Source organism: Halovalidus salilacus (genome assembly GCF_031852275.1).
In the GTDB taxonomy this organism is placed as follows: Archaea; Halobacteriota; Halobacteria; order Halobacteriales; family Natrialbaceae; genus Halovalidus; species Halovalidus salilacus.
Genome location: NZ_CP134700.1, coordinates 1,081,654 through 1,096,602, shown reverse-complemented (window position 1 = coordinate 1,096,602; position 14,949 = coordinate 1,081,654). Strand labels below are relative to the sequence as shown.

The following is a 14,949-nucleotide window of genomic DNA, read 5'->3' as shown; positions in this document are numbered from 1 at the left end:
TCAGGCACCTCCTTTCTGCGGTTTCCGGGTGATGTAGACACCGTCCTGGAAGACGCGGGTGTCCTTGCCCTTGACCTTCGTCAACTGCTCGATGTCCGCCGCCGTCTGCCCGACGTCCTCCTTGTCGGGGCCCGTCAGCGTGATCGATTCGCCGTCGACGGAGACCTGGGTCTCGCCGTGGATGGTCGTTCGTCGCGGTGCTCGCTCGCCGAGGAAGTTCTCGATGACGACGTCGTCGCCTTCCACGCGGACCTGCATCGGGAAGTGGGAGTAGAAGACTTCCATCTCGTACTCCCACACCTCGGTCACGCCGTAGAACGCGTTCTCGATGTGGCTCTCGAAGGTGCCGACGGTCGCGTTCGTCTTCGCGTTCTCGGCGTCGCTCTCGATCACCACGGTGTCGCCGTCGACGTCGACGGACACGTTCGGGTACCAGAGGCGGCGGGTGACGCTGCCTTCCGGACCGTCGACGGTCACGTCGAGGTGGTCGACCTCGACCGTTACGTTTTCGGGGATTTCCAGTTCGACTCGCATGGTTAGTAGACGTATGCGATCACTTGGCCCCCGATACCCTGCTCTCGCGCCTCGTAGTGGCTCATGATGCCACTGCTCGTCGTGACGACGAGCGCGCCGAAGTCTCGAGCGGGGAGGAATCGCTTCTCCCACTTCTCGAAGTCGTCGGCGCCGACGCTGTAGCGGGGCTTGACGGGGCCGCACTCGTTGATCGCTCCTTTCAGTTCGACCTCGAACCGACCGGCTTTGCCGTCGTCGACGAACTCGAAGCCGTCGATGTACCCGCGGTCGTAGAAGACCTCGAGTACGCTGCCGATCTCGTTCGAGGCGGGCGCTACCTCGTGGCTCAGTTTCCCGACGCTCTCGGCGTTGTCGAGGCCGGAGAGCGCGTTGCTGAGTGGATCGTTCCCGGTCATGTTATCGGTACTTCTTGAATCCCATGTCGCGGGCGATCTCGCGGAAGCACTGCCGGCAGAGGTTGATGTCGTACTTGCCGACCAGGCCCTGCTTGCGGCCGCAGCGCTGGCAGGCTTCGAACTGGCCCGTGCGCTTTCCGGCGTGCTCGCCCGTCTGGTCCGTCTCGGTTTCGCTTTCACTCATCCTCGGTCTCCTCCACGTTCACGTCGAAGTTCGCCTCGAGGAACGCGATGGCGTCCTCGGGCGTGAGCCGGTGTCTCGAGGGGATCTTTCGGCTGGCCTTGTCGCGCTTGGCGACGCGGTAGCCCGGACGCACCAGGTTGACGGTGACGTCCAGCCCGTAGATCCCGACGGTCGGGTCGTACTCCTGGCTGGGGAACTCGGTGTGTTCTTCGACGCCGAAGCTGAAGTTGCCGGTGTCGTCGAACTGCGACGCCGAGAGGTCCGAAAGCGGCAGGGCCGTCTCGAGGAACTCGTGGGCGTCTTCCCCGCGGAGGGTGACCTTCGTGCCGATCGGTTCGCCCTGGCGGATGCCGAACTCGGGTTCGGTCTTCTTCGCCTGGGTGCGAACGCTCTGCTGACCGGTGATGTCCTCGATGATGTCCTCGGCGTGGCCGAGTTCGCGACCGCCCCGGCCGACGCCCATGTGGACGACGACCTTCTCGACGCGGGGTTCGCGCATCTCGTGGAACTCGGCCTCCGCGGTGTCGCTGGCCTCGCTCATTCACCATCACCCGTGAAGTTCTCGTCGATCACGACGACGTACTCCTCGACCGTCTCGAACTCGCCGTCGTCGGTCTCGACGGTGACGATGTTCGACCCGCTGCCGGGGGTCACGTCGATGTCGACGAGTTCGCCGATATTGCCGCCGTGGTTGCCGCGGACGGCGGTCACGAGCGCGCCCTCCTCGTAGGGGAAGTGGGCGACGATCTCCTTCGACTCGTTGTCGACGACGATCGAGTCGTTCGTGCTGTAGCCCTCCTCGTCGGCGGTGACGTTCGTCCCGTCGTGCAGGGTGAGCTGGGTGTCGCCGCCGGGGACCTGCTGTTTCCCCTCGATCTTGCCGAGGCGGCTCTCCGCCGCGTCGGCGTCGATCTCGGTCAGGGCGAGTCGGCCGCCCTCGTCGGGGAAGACGCGGTAGTACTCCTCGCGTTCCCGGAACGCGACGATGTCGAACATGCCGATCGGCCGCGCTTCGTCGTTGATCGGATCCCCGTTGACGAGGATCGCGTCCTGGCTGAGCGCGTAGCGCGCTTCCTTCTTCGAGTCGACGTAGCCGAGGACGTCCCGAAGGAGGATGACCAGCGGGACGCCGTCTTTACCGTGCGGGCCGGCGCCGGCCTTGACGGTGAAGACGTCGGTCTTCCGCTCGACCGGCCAGGATTTCGGTACCGAGAGTCGTTTCTGATGGTTGCTCATTCGCTATCACCGTCCGATTCCGAATCGGATTCGTCCTCGAGGCGCGCTCGCCGCCGGTCGTCGCCGAGGTCGAGGTCCGTGATCCGGACGTTCGACGCGTCGAGCGGCCGCGGGACCTCCTCGCCGTCGGCCGTCTCGACCGTGACGTCCTCGACGTGGATGACCCCGTCCGTGAGGTCGACCCGCAGCACTTCGCCCTCCGAGCCGGCGTGATCGCCGCGCAGGACTTCGACCGTGTCGCCCGCGTTGACGCGGGTGCGGCGTTTGCCGTACTCCTCGCGGAGCTCCTCGGAGAGCGTGGCGTGCACCTGCTTGTGTCGCTGGTGCAGCGGGGCGCGCTCCGTCTGTGTTCGCTGTTTGCGTGGTTGTTTGCTCATATTCTGTCCACCTCAGACGATCATCGTTGCCGTGCTCGCGATCGCGCCGAAGCGCTCGGCGACCTCGCGGGCGATCGGACCCTTGAGCTCCGTTCCGCGGGGCTCTTCGTTCTCGTCGACGATGACCGCCGCGTTGTCCTCGAACTTGAGTCGGGTGCCGTCGGGCCGGCGGATCGGCTTCCGCTGGCGAACGATGACGGCCTCGAGGACCTGGCGGCGCATCTCGGGGGTCCCCTTGGTCACGGAGACCGTAACCTTGTCACCGAGTCCCGCCTTCGGCTGGCGGTTCTTGGTTCCGTGGTAGCCCGAGACGCTGATGATCTTCAGCTCGCGCGCGCCGGTGTTGTCGGCGCAGGTGACGAGCGAGCCCTTCTTGAGGCCCTGCGTGACGTCGGCTTTCATCGCCTCCATCACTGATCACCCTCGTCTTCGGTCGTGGTGAGGTCCTCCGGGGAGAGCTCCGGTTCGGGCTCGGCCTGTCCCGTGAGCTCCGCGATGTCCTCCGCCGTCGCTTCCTCGGTTACTTCGACGACCACGTGCGATTTCGTCTTCGACAGTGGTCGGGTCTCTGCGATCTTGACCGTGTCACCGACCGAGAGCGGCTCGAGCACGCCCGGCACGTGGGCCGGGATGCGCGAGCGACGTTTCATCTGACGGTCGTACTTCGGGACCGTCACGTCGTACTCTCGCTCGACGATTACGGTCTTCTCCATGTCCGTCGAGACGACGGTTCCCTCGAGGATCTGACCTCGAACGGGAAGCTCGCCGTAGAACGGACACGTCTCGTAATCGTATTCCTCCGGGTTCTCTGGTTCCGGAGGGGTTTCTACGTCTAGTCCTATTGCCATGGTGAGTCACCACTCGTTTCGGTTCGTCGGGCGGGTCGTGAGAGCAGCCGCGATCCATCGACCGTAACGTAGGCCACGCCCTCGCCGGCAGCGCGCCTGTTGGCGCGGCAGCTGGCGGTGTCGCCGCCAGCTCGGTCTACGGCGTCGGACGAGTCGTCCGCCGCTGCAGGTTGAGTGTCGGCCAGTTCGGACGCGGTCCCCGGGGACTTCTCGTCCCCGGCGGCGTCATCTGTGATCGCGAACTCGAACACCGAGCCCGATTTCGGTACCATGACAACCCGGGACTCGCCGTCTTCGCGAACTTCTACGGAGAGCGTGTTCGTCGTCTCGATGACGACGCGCCCCTCGAGGCCCACGCGCCCCTCGTCGTCGCTCTCGACGACGCGGACGGGCAGGCCGTTGAGTTCGTGTCGCGGCAGGGTCTCGGGTGTCAGTGGCATGGTCTATTCTTCGGATTCGGCTTCGTCGAGGTCTCCCTCTTCACGCTGGACCGTCTTGATCCGCGCGATGGTTCGTCCGAGTTCGCCGATGCGCCCCGGATTCTCCGGCGCGCCACCGGCCGCCAGGACGGACTTGGCGTTCAGCAGTTCCGTCTCGAGTTCCTCGAGTTCCTCCCGCCGTTCGACGGGCGTCATGTCGCGGATCTCCTCGACGTGCAGGATCGCCATCAGTCGTCACCTCCGTCCTCGGGTTCGTCCTCGTCCTCGGCTTCCATCTCGGCGACGAGTTCCTCGGCTTCGGCCTCGACGTCCTCGTCGAGGTCCTCGAGGTCCTCTTCCTCGTCACCGGATTCGGCTTCGTCAGCCGCTGCCTCGGCTTCGGCCTCCTCGTCCTCGGCGGCCTCGACTTCCTCCTCGATGACCTCCTCGACGACTTCCTCGTCGAGTTCGGCCTCCTCGGCCTCCTCGGCCTCGGGCGCTTCCTCGCGCTCGGGCTCGACGTCGAGGTCCTTCGCGTCCTCCGGGGGCTCCTCTAAGAGCTCCTCGACGCCCTCGTTGGCCTCGACGGCCTCGGGGACGACCTCCTCCGGATCGAGGTCCTCGTGGATCTGGAAGTCGTCGGGCAGCTCGGCGTTCGGCGGGATGATCTTGACCGTCACGCCGATGGTTCCGAGCTTCATCACCGCGACGCCCTGGCCCTCGTCGACGATCTCTTCCGCGGGCTCGCCGTTGTGCTTGATGTAGCCGCGGTTGAACTTCTCGACGCGCGAGCGCGCGCCGGTGACCTTCCCGGAGAGGACGATCTCGGCGCCGAGCGCCCCGGCGTCCATGATCCGGTCGATCGTCGTGTGACCGGCCTTCCGGAAGTACCAGCCGCGCTCGAGCGCGTTCGCGAGGCGGTCCGCGACGATGCGCGCGTTGAGGTCGGGTTCGTCGACCTCCTGCACGTCGATCTGCGGGTCCTCGAGGTCGAAGCGGCGCTCGAGTTCGGCCGTGACCTTCCGGATGTTCTCGCCGCCCTTGCCGATGACCATCCCGGGCTTTTCGGCCTTGAGGACGATCTGGGTGCCCATCGGCGTCTTGGCGACCTCCATACCACCGTAGCCCGCGCGGCCGAGCTCTTCTGCGAAGAACTCGTCGATCTGGGACCGCTGCAGGCCGTTCTCGATGAACTGGTGTTCGTCTGCCATATCAGGTATCACCCTCCTCGTCTTCGTCGACCTCCTGGACGACGATCTCGACGTCGACCTGCGGCGTGTTCCACGCCGTCGCCCGCCCCATCGCGCGGGGCTTGCGGCCGATCGACTCGCCGACCTTGTGGGCGGCGACGTGGACGATCTCCATCGAGTCCGCGTCGAAGCCCTGGTGGTCGGCGTTCGCGGCGACGTTCTCGAGGAGGTCGAGGAACGCCTCCGAGGCTTTCTCGGGGTACCGGCCCGCGTCCCAGCCGTCGATGTCCGACCGGTGGCCGACGCCGCTGTTGTGCGACTTGAACGGCACCGACCGCTTCTTGTCGACGACGTCCCGGAGGTACGCCCGGGCGTCTTCGACGGTTCGACCCTTGATCTCGCGGGCGATCTCCTTGCTGTGCTTGTGGCTCATCTGACGCTCCCGGAGCATCGCTTTCGCCGTGGCGTCCGGGTCCGCGTCGACGGAGTAGTTGATTCCCATGCGTAGATCACTTCAGCGGGACGAACTTCGACGAGCGGGTCGCGCCGATACCGGCCTGTCCGTGCTCGACGGACGAGCGGGTCAGCTGGAATTCGCCGAGGTAGTGCCCGATCATCTCGGGCTCGACTCGGACGCGCTCGAACGACTGCCCGTTGTAGACGGCGAACGTCAGGCCGACGAACTCCGGCAGGATCGGCATGTCCCGCAGGTGCGTTCGGATCGGCGAGTTCGCCGTCTCCTCCGCGTCCTTCGTCCGGGCCTTCTCCAGCAGCTTCTGCTGTTCGACGGTCAGACCGCGTTCGATGCTTCGCCGCTTGCGTGCGGGGAGCAGTTCCACGACTTCCTCGACGTCCATCTCCTGCAACTCCTCGAGCGTGTGGCCGCGGTAGGTGAACTCGTCACCTTCGCGGCCGGTTCTGTACTCCTGGCTCATTTGTTACCACCTCGGCCGGTGCGGCGCGAGGAGATGTCGCCCACCTTCCGACCCGGCGGCGCGTGCCGCGAGACGGACTTGGGACGACCGGGGTGCTGACGGCCGCCGCCACCGAACGGGTGGTCGACGGCGTTCATCGCGACCCCACGAACGCGCGGCCACTTCGAACCGCGGGCGCGCATCTTGTGGTACTTCTTCCCAGCCTTGACGAACGGCTTCTCCGTTCGGCCGCCGCCGGCCACGACGCCGATCGTCGCACGACACTGCGGGTCGAGGCGCTTGACCTCGCCGCTGGGCAGCTGGACGACCGCGGCGTTGCGGTCGTGGGTGATCAGGTCCGCGTTGACGCCCGAGGCGCGGGCGAACTTGCCGCCGTCGCCGGGCTTCGCCTCGACGTTGCAGACCGGGACCCCTTCCGGAATTTCCGCGAGGGGAAGGGTGTTGCCGGGCTTGATCTCCGCCGAGATGCCGACCTGAATCTCTTCGCCGACCGAGATGCCCTCGGGCGCGAGGATCAGGCGCTGCTCGCCGTCCTCGAACTCGACGGCGGCGACCGGCGCCGAGCGGGCCGGGTCGTGTTCGATGTCGACCACGGTCCCGGAGACGACGTCGCCCTCCTCGGGTTTCTTGTGGTCGAGCTTCGCCTTGTACCGGTGGGACGGCGCGCGGAACGTGGGCGCGCCGCGACCTCGTCGCTGGCCGAGAATTCGTCGTCCCATGGTCAGAACACCCCGATTCGCGAGGCGACTTCCTGGGCGTCGTCGTCCTCACCCAGCGTGACGGTTGCCTTCTTCTTGCCGTTCATCGTGAGTTGCGTGTTGACTTTGGTGACCTCGACGTCGAAGCGTTCCTCGACGACCTCCGAGATCTCCGGCTTGGTCGCGTCCGGATTGACGACGAACTGGAGCTTGTTCTCGAAGTCCATGTCGTTCATCGCCTTCTCCGTGACCAGCGGGTAATCGATAATCGAACTCATCGGTCAGCCACCTCCTCCAGTGCGCTCTCGGTCCAGACGGTCAGTCTGCCGGCCTGCGCGCCGGGGGCGAGGTCTTCGGCGTTGACCTCGGCCGCCGTCGCGACGTCCGCGCCGGCGAGGTTCCGTGCCGCGCGGGACGGGCCGGCCTCGCTGGAGCTGACGAAGAGGATCGACTTCGGCGTCTTGTACTTGCGCCCGCGGAGCTTCCCCTGCCCCGCTCGGACGCTCCGTCCGTTTTCGGCGCGCTCGATGTCGCCGTCGAGTCCGGCGGCCTCGAGGAAGGAGACGACCTCCTTCGTCTTCACGAGGTCTTCGAACTCGTCGGAAACGACGACCGGCACGTCGGTGCCGTCGTCGAAGACGTGGCCGCGCTCGGCGACGAGGTCCTCGTCGGCGGTCGCCGCGATGGCGCTGCGGACGGCCAGCTTCTTTTCTTTCTTGTTGATCGATTCGGTGTGGTCCTTCTCGGCTTTCGGCGGGTGCGCCCGTCGTCCCTTGACGGCCTGCGGGACGCGTCGGCCGCGTCCGTTCTGTCGGGGGACGTGGGCCATGCCCCGGCCGCTGCCGAACGACTCCGCGGGCGTGCGCATGCCCGCGAACTCGTCGGCGCCGTAGTCCTGCGTTCGGTTAGCCTGCGCGGTGCGGACGGCGCGGGCGATCAGGTCCGGGCGGAACTCCGTCTCGAAGACCGCCGGGAGCTCGACCTCCCCCGCGTCGGCACCGTCCAGGTCTCGTACTGTTGCGTTCATGGCTTAGCCCTGGTTGGATGCGGTGGAGACGTACCGGACCTCGGGGTCGAGGCGCGGCTGGTCTCCGGGTCGGATCGCCGGGCGGAAGCGCACGAGGCGCTTGTTCGGCCCGGGGAGCGAGCCCTTGATCAACGCGTGCGGTCCGTCGACCTCGCCGTAGTTGACGAAGCCGCCGTCGACCGTCGCGTCGGCCCCGTCGCCGATGTCGACGAGGCGCTTGTTCAGTTCGGTCCGCTGGTGGTAGCCGGTCTGCCCCTGCTGGGGGACCGTCGAGCGGACGCGGCTCGGGTTCCAGGGACCGAGGTTCCCGATGCGGCGGCGCCATCCCTGCCGGGCGTGCTTGCCCTTGCGCTTCTGGACGCCCCACCGCTTGACGGGACCCTGGGTTCCTTTCCCCTTCGTGACGCCGCTGGCGTCGACGTACTCGCCGGCGCGGAACACGTCGTTCATCTCGTGTTCCCCGCCCTGGTCGAGCATGTCGAGGCCGAAGTCGACGCGCTCCTCGACGGAGCCGCCGCCGACGCGCGTCTCCATCACGTCCGGCTTCTTCCTGGGAACCGAGGGAACGGCTCCGGGAATCGTGTGCGTGATGGCGCGCACGTCGTCGACGCGTCCCTCCTCGAGGAGGCCGCGGAGTTCGTCCGCGGCGGCGTCGGCGTCGTAGTCGTCACCTGGCAGGTCGAGGACGCGGTCGAGTTCGGGAACGAACTCGTCGGTCCAGACCTCGGTGACCGGTTTCATACCGTATGGCGTTTCTTCGTACGCGCGCAGGGCGACGGCGCGCATCGGCGGCGTCTCCACGATGGTGACGGGAACGGTCTGTTCCATTCCCTCGGTCGGCGAGTTCGCCTCGTCGTCGACCATGACCACGTGGGTCATGCCGGCCTTGTAGCCCGCGAAGCCCTGGAGCGTCGGCTGTCCGTCGTCGTCCGGCCACGATTTGAAGCGCGGAACCTCCGACGAGGCGCGCTTGCGCGGGCCGAACCCGAGTGAGCCTTTGCGTGGTGCGTTTTTCTGTGGCATTCTATCACGCTCTCAGTGAGAGGCAGGCGAGGGTGGCGAACAGAGCCTCCTCCGTTCGCACCACCTCGCTGCCCTGGTTCGGAACCGTGTTCAGCCAGAGGTCGAACCCCGTTTCCGTTGACGGATCCGCTGTGGGTTCGACTCCGTCGCCGTCGACCCCGTCCTCGTCTCGGCCCCCGACGGACCGATCGAACGACGAGTCGACGGCGGACGCCTCGATTCCGAGGATGTCCGGCAGCCCTCTCTCGGGCGCGCCGAACGCGACGGTCATCCCGTCCCGCTCGACGCGCCCGGCCAGCGTCTCGAGTCGCCCGACGGTGAGCCGCTCACCGTAGCGAGACGACGCGATTCGAACGCCGGCGTCCTCACGGCAGAGCGCCGCCGATAGGTCCGTCCGCTCGACCGACAGCCCCGGGAGGGGCTGATCGACGAGTTTCGCCCGGACCGGTCGTCGCGAAGAGATCCTGACGGTCACGCGCTCCCCCTCGGCGACCTCCATTTCTGGAGGGACGTTGAGGGAGATCGGGTGTTGCAGTCCGCAATTGACCCGGACGCGCCTGTCAGGTCCGACCTCGGTCACGATCCCTTGTCTTATCGACCCCGAACCGTTCGATTCGGAGCCGGTCCGTGACGCAGCGCGGAGCGGCGGCAAGACGCCCGCGTACTCCAGTTCGTCCCGCACCCCCCACGCCTCGTTTCTGAGGTATGGCGGCGTTGCGGCGTACCGCAGCACGGTGCTTACGAACCCGCCGTCGAACCGCCCGGTTTCGCCCTCCGGATCGGGGAAGACGACCAGGCGATCGGCCCGGAAGATCGTCGCCGCGCGGGCGACGTAGCCGAGTTTGCGAGTGGCCTCGCGTTTGTCCTCGGCTTCCCGGGTGAGCGACGACGGCACGAGTACGCTGACGGTCATGCCGTGACGCTTCGGCGCCTCGTCACTAGACTGTAGCGATGTTTTGCTGGCGGGTTCTTAAAAGGGTAGCGGAATCCGTTTCGGCTGTGGACCCCTCACACGGCCGAATTCGTGCGTCTCTGGCACACACTCGCCGACGGTAACAGGTCGCTCGAGCGGAATCGATCGCGGGCTACGTATCGGCTAATCGAAAATAATCGAGCGGACGGGACGAGAGCGCCGCTCGAGGCGGTAGGCGCGGTGCTCGAGGTTCGAGGCGACGATTGAACGATCTGATCGCGAACCGACCGTGAGGGACGACCCCGTAGGTCACGCCTCGGTCGATTCGCAACCCTTATACCTCCCTCGGGGAGTAGATGAAACTGCAACAGGGCGCTGGTAGTGTAGTGGTATCACGTGACCTTGCCATGGTCACAACCTGGGTTCAAATCCCAGCCAGCGCATTTCTCCGAATACAACTCCACGAGCGCTGCGTAGCAGCGCGAGTACTCGTATTCGGAGAAATCGACCCTGGGATTTGAATCAGACGAGTCGCAGCCCGGGAAGCGAACGAAGTGAGCGACCTGGAACGTCTCGGCGTGGTTCAAATCCCAGCCAGCGCATAACGGCTCTTCAAGCACTCTATCGGTATTTTACGGCATCCATTGAAGTAGAGAAACCGGCCTGAGGTATCAATGTTAACCTACAAAGTTGCCCCAGCGGTGCTTCCAAGGCGGATATGAAATATTTGTTAGAAAAATATAATCCCTCATGCGGGGCTGGCGAGGGCCGGGCGCTTCCGGCTGGTGCACGGATGTTTATGTCCTTAACGGGGTCCCACGCGGGAAGCGCCATATCTCGAATAACTCCCGTCCTCGTCAGTCTATTCGATCAGCAACGACGCTCAGTGAGTGTATTCCCGTACGACGATCAATCTCCCCGTCGTCTGAGGGACTGAAAGGGGTATTCTACCAAAATCCACCGCTTTCCGCGTCCTCGATGTATCTCTGAAATTCCTGTTCTGCTTCCGGGAACGATCGGACCTCGATAGTTTCTGTCATCATATCTGTAGTTACGTCATCCAACAGTCCCTGTGGCTCGTAGTCGTCCGTGATTATTCGAGCGCGCAGATCACCTCGCTCGCAAATGGCGTACACCCCCTCCTGATCCTTCTCGAGCGTCCACTTTCCATCCCGCCTAACTGTTCCCATTACTTACACCTCGTGCACCGCTTCTTGTTGCTTCACCTTATGTTTTAACTCTGACCTGCTGTACACCCCTCGGTCGGCCTTCCGGTGACAATTCGGGCACAAAACGATGAGGTTCTTCCGAGTATTCGGACCGCCCTCCGACCTCGGCTTGATGTGATGAACCTCCAGCAGATCGATCTCTTCCACACAGTACTCACACTGGCCACCAGCCCGATCAAGCCGTAGTTCATTCTTCAACGACTCCGACGCCGGTGGTGTTTTTTCCGTGGTTGAGTCAGACACCTGGGACCTCGATTCCTCGTCGAGATCGCTGAACAACCAGTTAACCGCCGCGTGAACACCGGACTCTTTCCTAACATCATCAAACCCCCACGCAACGTAGAGTAGGCCTGCTATCGAGAGTAACAGTACAATCACCCATACGTAGGTCGGCCCAATGTCGAACGGGCGTTCAAACACAACGTATCCACCAAAAACGAGCGAAGCGACGAGGATCACTATTGGAGCGAGCCCACCCTCCTCATCGCTCGTTGATTTTCTGCCACTCATGATTGACCGATTATACGTCACTATCTTAAATATTAGTGGACGAACCAACTGCCAGGCGGCGATACTAGCGGGCCGTAGGTAGGATATATCGTCACGAGGAACAACCCAGTCAGCGCAGTTCTGTCACTCACACGTCCGTCAGCGACAGTAGGCGAATCTGCGGGTGAACTTTCTATCAGCGTAACGAGAACGTTTCCTCGAGAAACGAACTCGTAGCGCTTCCCTTCGGCTTCCGGCGAAGCCGATTCAGCGAGTAACGACGTATTTCTTCACGATCGTTACCGACAGAGCGGCCTCGAGCAGCATCTTTACGGTATCGCACGGAACGGACGATAATTTCCAAACCTACGAAGTGTTTCGCTCGATTCAGTCACGATCAATTACTGATTCGACCTGCGATTAACTTTTATACCGCGGAGGGGTAGTGAGCAACAGCCGATTGAACGACAAGGGAATCACATGCAGGCTCATCTTCACTCCTCCGACGACGCGGACGACCTCCAGTACGACCAGACGAACGACCGATACGTCCTCCGATACGACCCCGACGGCAGCGCGACGCTCACCGCGACGATCGTCCACGCGCTCGCCTCCATCGCCGACATCGACGTCTCCCAGGGGGAGTTCTCCCTCTACGACAGCGTCGACCCCGACGCGCTCGAGCGGATCTTTGGCCAGAAGGCCGACGGCTCGAGGCGAACCGGCGGCCACGTGGCGTTCACCGCCCTCGACCACGAGGTGTACGTCTACGCGAACGGGGACATCGTCATCTACCCGCCCGCCCGCGCGAACGCGCCCGCGCGGTCGATGTGAATTCCGTCGACTGACGTCGACGACGCCCTCGTCCGACGGTCGACGGTGACTTCAGTTCTCCCTCAGTTCTCCGATTCATCCCTCCTACCGAGTGCCTCCCGTGCTGTCCGAGTATCCACCCTCCCCTCTGACCGCCCACCCGTACTCGCTGAGCGCCCCTCGGGGTCACCCCTCGAGCGCTCGCCCGGACGGCTAGGTATTTTCCGCTGGGGATTGTCCGTCGACACATGACGGTAATCGGCTTTCTGAGCACCGCACCGGTCGTCGAAGGCAGTATGGCGGGCGAGGTCGCGAAGGCGGTCGACGCCCTCGAGGAGTTCGACGTCACCTACGAGACGGGCCCGATGGGGACGACGATCGAGGCCGAGTCGACCGAGGAACTGTTCGCCGCGGCGCGCGCCGCCCACGAGGCGATCGACGCCGATCGAGTTAGCACGGTGTTGAAGATCGACGACAAACGAGAGTCGGACCGACCCGCACGGGAGAAGGTCGACGCGGTCGTCGAGGAACTCGGTCGACCGGCGAAACACCGGGAGTGACGTCCTGCGCGGGCGGGGTGTCGATTTCGGCCCGCACGGGGCGTGTTCTGCCTCGAGACGATTCGACGACCGCGCGACGGCCGCCGACTCACTCGAGGTGTTCGACCAACTCGACCACGTAGCCGGCCGGATCGCGGATGAACGCGACGCGGACGTCGATGTCCTCCATCGTGGTCGGTTCGACCTCGACCTCGCAGCCGGTCTCCTCGACGACGCGCTCGAAGACCGCGTCGGTGTCGTCGACGCCGAGCGCGAGGTGGTCGATTCCCGCGGGGTCCGGGGTCGACTCGCCGTCGGGGTCGTACTTGAACTGCAGTTCGGCGCCGTCCTCCGTCCCGACGTAGACGTTTTCGACGCCGTCGTCGGCCGTAAAGCCCCAGGTCCGCTCGAGGCCGAGCACGTCGACGTAGAACTCGATCGTTTCGTCGAGATCGTCCGTCCAGAGCGCGGTGTGGATGACTTCCATACCTGGACCTCCGTGCGGGAGCGTATAACGGTTGGTGAGTCTCGGCGGGTCGGACGTGACTCGGCCAGCCCCTCGCGATGCGATCCGGTTCCTAGCGGTTCCGGCGCAGGAGGACGAGCAGGAGCGCCAGCGACGCCAGCGCCCCGAGTGCGAGCATCGTCCAGGCGGCGTCGTAGCCGATCGCGTCCACGAGCGAGCCGAACGCCGGCGGGGCCACGAGCGCGCCGGAGTTGAGCGCGAGTTGGCCGCCGGAGCTGGCGCTCCCGATCTCCTCGTCGGGAACGAGCGAGCCGATGCACGAGTAGTAGACGCCGGTGAAGCCGAGCACGAAGAAGCCGAGCAGGGCGAAGCAGGCGAGCGCGACGACCGGCGTCTCCACGACGGTGACGACGAGGAAGAGGACGGCGGAGGCGCCGGCCTGGACGGCGAGGATCCCGAGCGTGGAGACGGTGACCGAGCCGGTGAGGCGGTCCGCGAGCCAGCCGAAGACGATCCGGCCGGCGCTGCCGGTCACCTGCGCGGCGGCGAGGGTGACGCCGGCGAAGACGACGCCCGCGCCGACGACGTCGTCGACGTAGAGGATCGTGTACGCGGTCGTCGTGAAGAGGCCGGCGGCGAGAAAGAAGCCCGCGACCGCGAGAAGGACGTACTCGGGGTTCCGGAGGTGCGTTCGAATCCCGCCGTTCTCGCCACCGTCCGCGGCGCCGCCGGCGTCGTACACCAGTCGGAAGGCGAGGGCGACGACCACGGCGATCGCGGCGACGAGCAGGAAGCCACCCGTCCAGCCGACGGCCGTCTCCTCGCCGAACCAGGGGATCAACAGCGCGCTGATGCCGCTGCCCGCCGTGACGCCGACCTGCTTGATCCCCATCGAGAAGTTGAGCCGGTCCGCCGGGATCGCGTTGAACACCGCTTTGTTCGTCCCCGGGATAGCCGTCGCGTAGAAGGCGCCGAGGACGAACACGGCCCCGAGCAGGAAGGGGTAGGTCGGCGCCGTCGTGACGAGCGCGGCACCGAGCGCGAGTCCGATCAGGCCGACGAACAGGACGAGGTCCTCCCCGTAGGCGTCGATGATCGAGCCGACGGGGAGCAGACACAGCGTGTACCCCGCCGTCAGCGTCGACACCAGAACTCCGACAGCGGTCGCGGAAACCCCGAACTCCGACCGGACGAACGGCGTTACGGCGTAGACGGAGTAGAAACAGACGCTCGCCGCGACCTGCCACCCGAGGATGAGGGCGGTGTAGCCCTTCCACCCTCGAGCGCGGAGGCCGACCCGCGAGTCCGTTCGCGCGCTCACGGAACGACGCACCGGCTGTTCGCCATCGGCGGCCCTCGAGCGATCGGAGCCCCCGAATCTGCGGTCGGTCTCGTCGGTCGCTGCGGGTATCGAGCCTGTTTCGTCGGAGCCATCTATCGCGGTCGACTGTCCCGGGTAGGGTCGAAAGTGCGGTTCGTTCGGATCGACGGTACTCGATCGTCACGTCGACGCGGGCGAGGTCGCACCGTCGCGACCGTCGGCGTCGCGTCGACCTGGCGAGTCGTGTGCCGGCGGACGTCCTCGAGCGACGTCGCCGGACGTGACGGGGCGTCGGGGAGTTCGGGTGCCTTCG

24 protein-coding genes and 1 tRNA gene are annotated in these 14,949 nt (G+C 65.3%); 3 read left to right on the top strand and 22 right to left on the bottom strand.

Going from position 1 to position 14,949, the window contains the following annotated elements:
- Genes RJT68_RS05395 through RJT68_RS05310 form a run of 18 tightly spaced genes read right to left on the bottom strand, consistent with a single transcriptional unit; the run spans position 1 to position 9,779 of the window.
- Entirely contained in the window at positions 1-534 is a 534-nt protein-coding gene (locus RJT68_RS05395; RefSeq protein ID WP_407039349.1) for a 50S ribosomal protein L6, read from the bottom strand.
- A gap of 2 nt (positions 535-536) precedes the next feature.
- Positions 537-929 carry a 30S ribosomal protein S8 gene (locus RJT68_RS05390; protein ID WP_407039348.1) on the bottom strand — a complete coding sequence of 131 codons (393 nt, stop codon included), beginning with the start codon at positions 927-929 and terminating at the stop codon, positions 537-539.
- Between the two features lies 1 nt (position 930).
- Positions 931-1,113, bottom strand: coding sequence for a 30S ribosomal protein S14 (locus RJT68_RS05385; RefSeq protein ID WP_407039347.1), 183 nt, complete (start codon positions 1,111-1,113; stop codon positions 931-933).
- Complete coding sequence (locus RJT68_RS05380; protein ID WP_407039346.1) at positions 1,106-1,654, bottom strand: 50S ribosomal protein L5; 549 nt, start codon at positions 1,652-1,654, stop codon at positions 1,106-1,108. The genes RJT68_RS05385 and RJT68_RS05380 overlap by 8 nt, the downstream gene beginning before the upstream one ends.
- Positions 1,651-2,349: a 30S ribosomal protein S4e gene (locus RJT68_RS05375; RefSeq protein WP_407039345.1), complete on the bottom strand. Its 699-nt coding sequence runs from the start codon at positions 2,347-2,349 to the stop codon at positions 1,651-1,653. Before RJT68_RS05375 ends, RJT68_RS05380 begins: the two co-directional genes overlap by 4 nt.
- Positions 2,346-2,726: a 50S ribosomal protein L24 gene (gene rplX / locus RJT68_RS05370; RefSeq protein ID WP_407039344.1), complete on the bottom strand. Its 381-nt coding sequence runs from the start codon at positions 2,724-2,726 to the stop codon at positions 2,346-2,348. Before rplX ends, RJT68_RS05375 begins: the two co-directional genes overlap by 4 nt.
- 12 nt (positions 2,727-2,738) lie before the next feature.
- A complete protein-coding gene (locus tag RJT68_RS05365) occupies positions 2,739-3,137 on the bottom strand; it encodes a 50S ribosomal protein L14 (protein ID WP_407039343.1) in 399 nt (132 codons plus the stop codon).
- Entirely contained in the window at positions 3,137-3,574 is a 438-nt protein-coding gene (locus RJT68_RS05360; protein ID WP_407039342.1) for a 30S ribosomal protein S17, read from the bottom strand. Before RJT68_RS05360 ends, RJT68_RS05365 begins: the two co-directional genes overlap by 1 nt.
- A complete protein-coding gene (locus RJT68_RS05355) occupies positions 3,565-4,014 on the bottom strand; it encodes a ribonuclease P protein component 1 (protein ID WP_407039341.1) in 450 nt (149 codons plus the stop codon). The genes RJT68_RS05360 and RJT68_RS05355 overlap by 10 nt, the downstream gene beginning before the upstream one ends.
- A 3-nt stretch (positions 4,015-4,017) precedes the next feature.
- A complete protein-coding gene (gene rpmC / locus RJT68_RS05350) occupies positions 4,018-4,242 on the bottom strand; it encodes a 50S ribosomal protein L29 (protein ID WP_407039340.1) in 225 nt (74 codons plus the stop codon).
- Complete coding sequence (locus tag RJT68_RS05345; RefSeq protein ID WP_407039339.1) at positions 4,242-5,204, bottom strand: 30S ribosomal protein S3; 963 nt, start codon at positions 5,202-5,204, stop codon at positions 4,242-4,244. Before RJT68_RS05345 ends, rpmC begins: the two co-directional genes overlap by 1 nt.
- A gap of 1 nt (position 5,205) precedes the next feature.
- The gene (locus tag RJT68_RS05340; protein WP_407039338.1) at positions 5,206-5,685 is read right to left on the bottom strand and encodes a 50S ribosomal protein L22; all 480 of its coding nucleotides are present in this window, start codon (positions 5,683-5,685) and stop codon (positions 5,206-5,208) included.
- 7 nt (positions 5,686-5,692) lie between these two features.
- Positions 5,693-6,118, bottom strand: coding sequence for a 30S ribosomal protein S19 (locus tag RJT68_RS05335; RefSeq protein ID WP_407039337.1), 426 nt, complete (start codon positions 6,116-6,118; stop codon positions 5,693-5,695).
- A complete protein-coding gene (locus tag RJT68_RS05330; RefSeq protein ID WP_407039336.1) occupies positions 6,115-6,837 on the bottom strand; it encodes a 50S ribosomal protein L2 in 723 nt (240 codons plus the stop codon). Before RJT68_RS05330 ends, RJT68_RS05335 begins: the two co-directional genes overlap by 4 nt.
- 2 nt (positions 6,838-6,839) lie before the next feature.
- Entirely contained in the window at positions 6,840-7,094 is a 255-nt protein-coding gene (locus RJT68_RS05325; RefSeq protein ID WP_407039335.1) for a 50S ribosomal protein L23, read from the bottom strand.
- On the bottom strand, positions 7,091-7,843 hold the full coding sequence (gene rpl4p, locus RJT68_RS05320; protein WP_407039334.1) for a 50S ribosomal protein L4: 753 nt from the start codon (positions 7,841-7,843) through the stop codon (positions 7,091-7,093). The genes RJT68_RS05325 and rpl4p overlap by 4 nt, the downstream gene beginning before the upstream one ends.
- Positions 7,844-7,846: 3 nt before the next feature.
- Entirely contained in the window at positions 7,847-8,866 is a 1,020-nt protein-coding gene (locus tag RJT68_RS05315; RefSeq protein ID WP_407039333.1) for a 50S ribosomal protein L3, read from the bottom strand.
- A 4-nt stretch (positions 8,867-8,870) separates the two neighbouring features.
- On the bottom strand, positions 8,871-9,779 hold the full coding sequence (locus RJT68_RS05310) for a putative RNA uridine N3 methyltransferase (RefSeq protein WP_407039332.1): 909 nt from the start codon (positions 9,777-9,779) through the stop codon (positions 8,871-8,873).
- Positions 9,780-10,151: 372 nt separating this feature from the next.
- Between RJT68_RS05310 and RJT68_RS05305 the strand changes: the two genes are divergently transcribed.
- A tRNA-Gly gene (locus tag RJT68_RS05305) sits at positions 10,152-10,222 on the top strand.
- A 504-nt stretch (positions 10,223-10,726) separates the two neighbouring features.
- Here RJT68_RS05305 and RJT68_RS05300 read toward each other — a convergent pair.
- Together RJT68_RS05300 and RJT68_RS05295 are read right to left on the bottom strand one after the other, a co-directional pair.
- Positions 10,727-10,969 (bottom strand): hypothetical protein, encoded by a 243-nt coding sequence (locus RJT68_RS05300; protein WP_407039331.1) that lies wholly within the window; start codon positions 10,967-10,969, stop codon positions 10,727-10,729.
- 3 nt (positions 10,970-10,972) lie between these two features.
- Positions 10,973-11,518 (bottom strand): HNH endonuclease, encoded by a 546-nt coding sequence (locus tag RJT68_RS05295; protein WP_407039330.1) that lies wholly within the window; start codon positions 11,516-11,518, stop codon positions 10,973-10,975.
- Positions 11,519-11,977: 459 nt separating this feature from the next.
- On the opposite strand from RJT68_RS05295, the gene RJT68_RS05290 reads away from it, so the two are divergent.
- Positions 11,978-12,331, top strand: coding sequence for a HalOD1 output domain-containing protein (locus RJT68_RS05290; RefSeq protein ID WP_407039329.1), 354 nt, complete (start codon positions 11,978-11,980; stop codon positions 12,329-12,331).
- Between the two features lie 227 nt (positions 12,332-12,558).
- Positions 12,559-12,870 carry an MTH1187 family thiamine-binding protein gene (locus RJT68_RS05285; RefSeq protein ID WP_407039328.1) on the top strand — a complete coding sequence of 104 codons (312 nt, stop codon included), beginning with the start codon at positions 12,559-12,561 and terminating at the stop codon, positions 12,868-12,870.
- An 88-nt stretch (positions 12,871-12,958) separates the two neighbouring features.
- Here RJT68_RS05285 and RJT68_RS05280 read toward each other — a convergent pair whose 3' ends face one another.
- Positions 12,959-13,336, bottom strand: coding sequence for a VOC family protein (locus RJT68_RS05280; RefSeq protein ID WP_407039327.1), 378 nt, complete (start codon positions 13,334-13,336; stop codon positions 12,959-12,961).
- A 91-nt stretch (positions 13,337-13,427) separates the two neighbouring features.
- Positions 13,428-14,636: an MFS transporter gene (locus RJT68_RS05275; RefSeq protein WP_407039326.1), complete on the bottom strand. Its 1,209-nt coding sequence runs from the start codon at positions 14,634-14,636 to the stop codon at positions 13,428-13,430.
- Positions 14,637-14,949 lie beyond the last annotated feature (313 nt).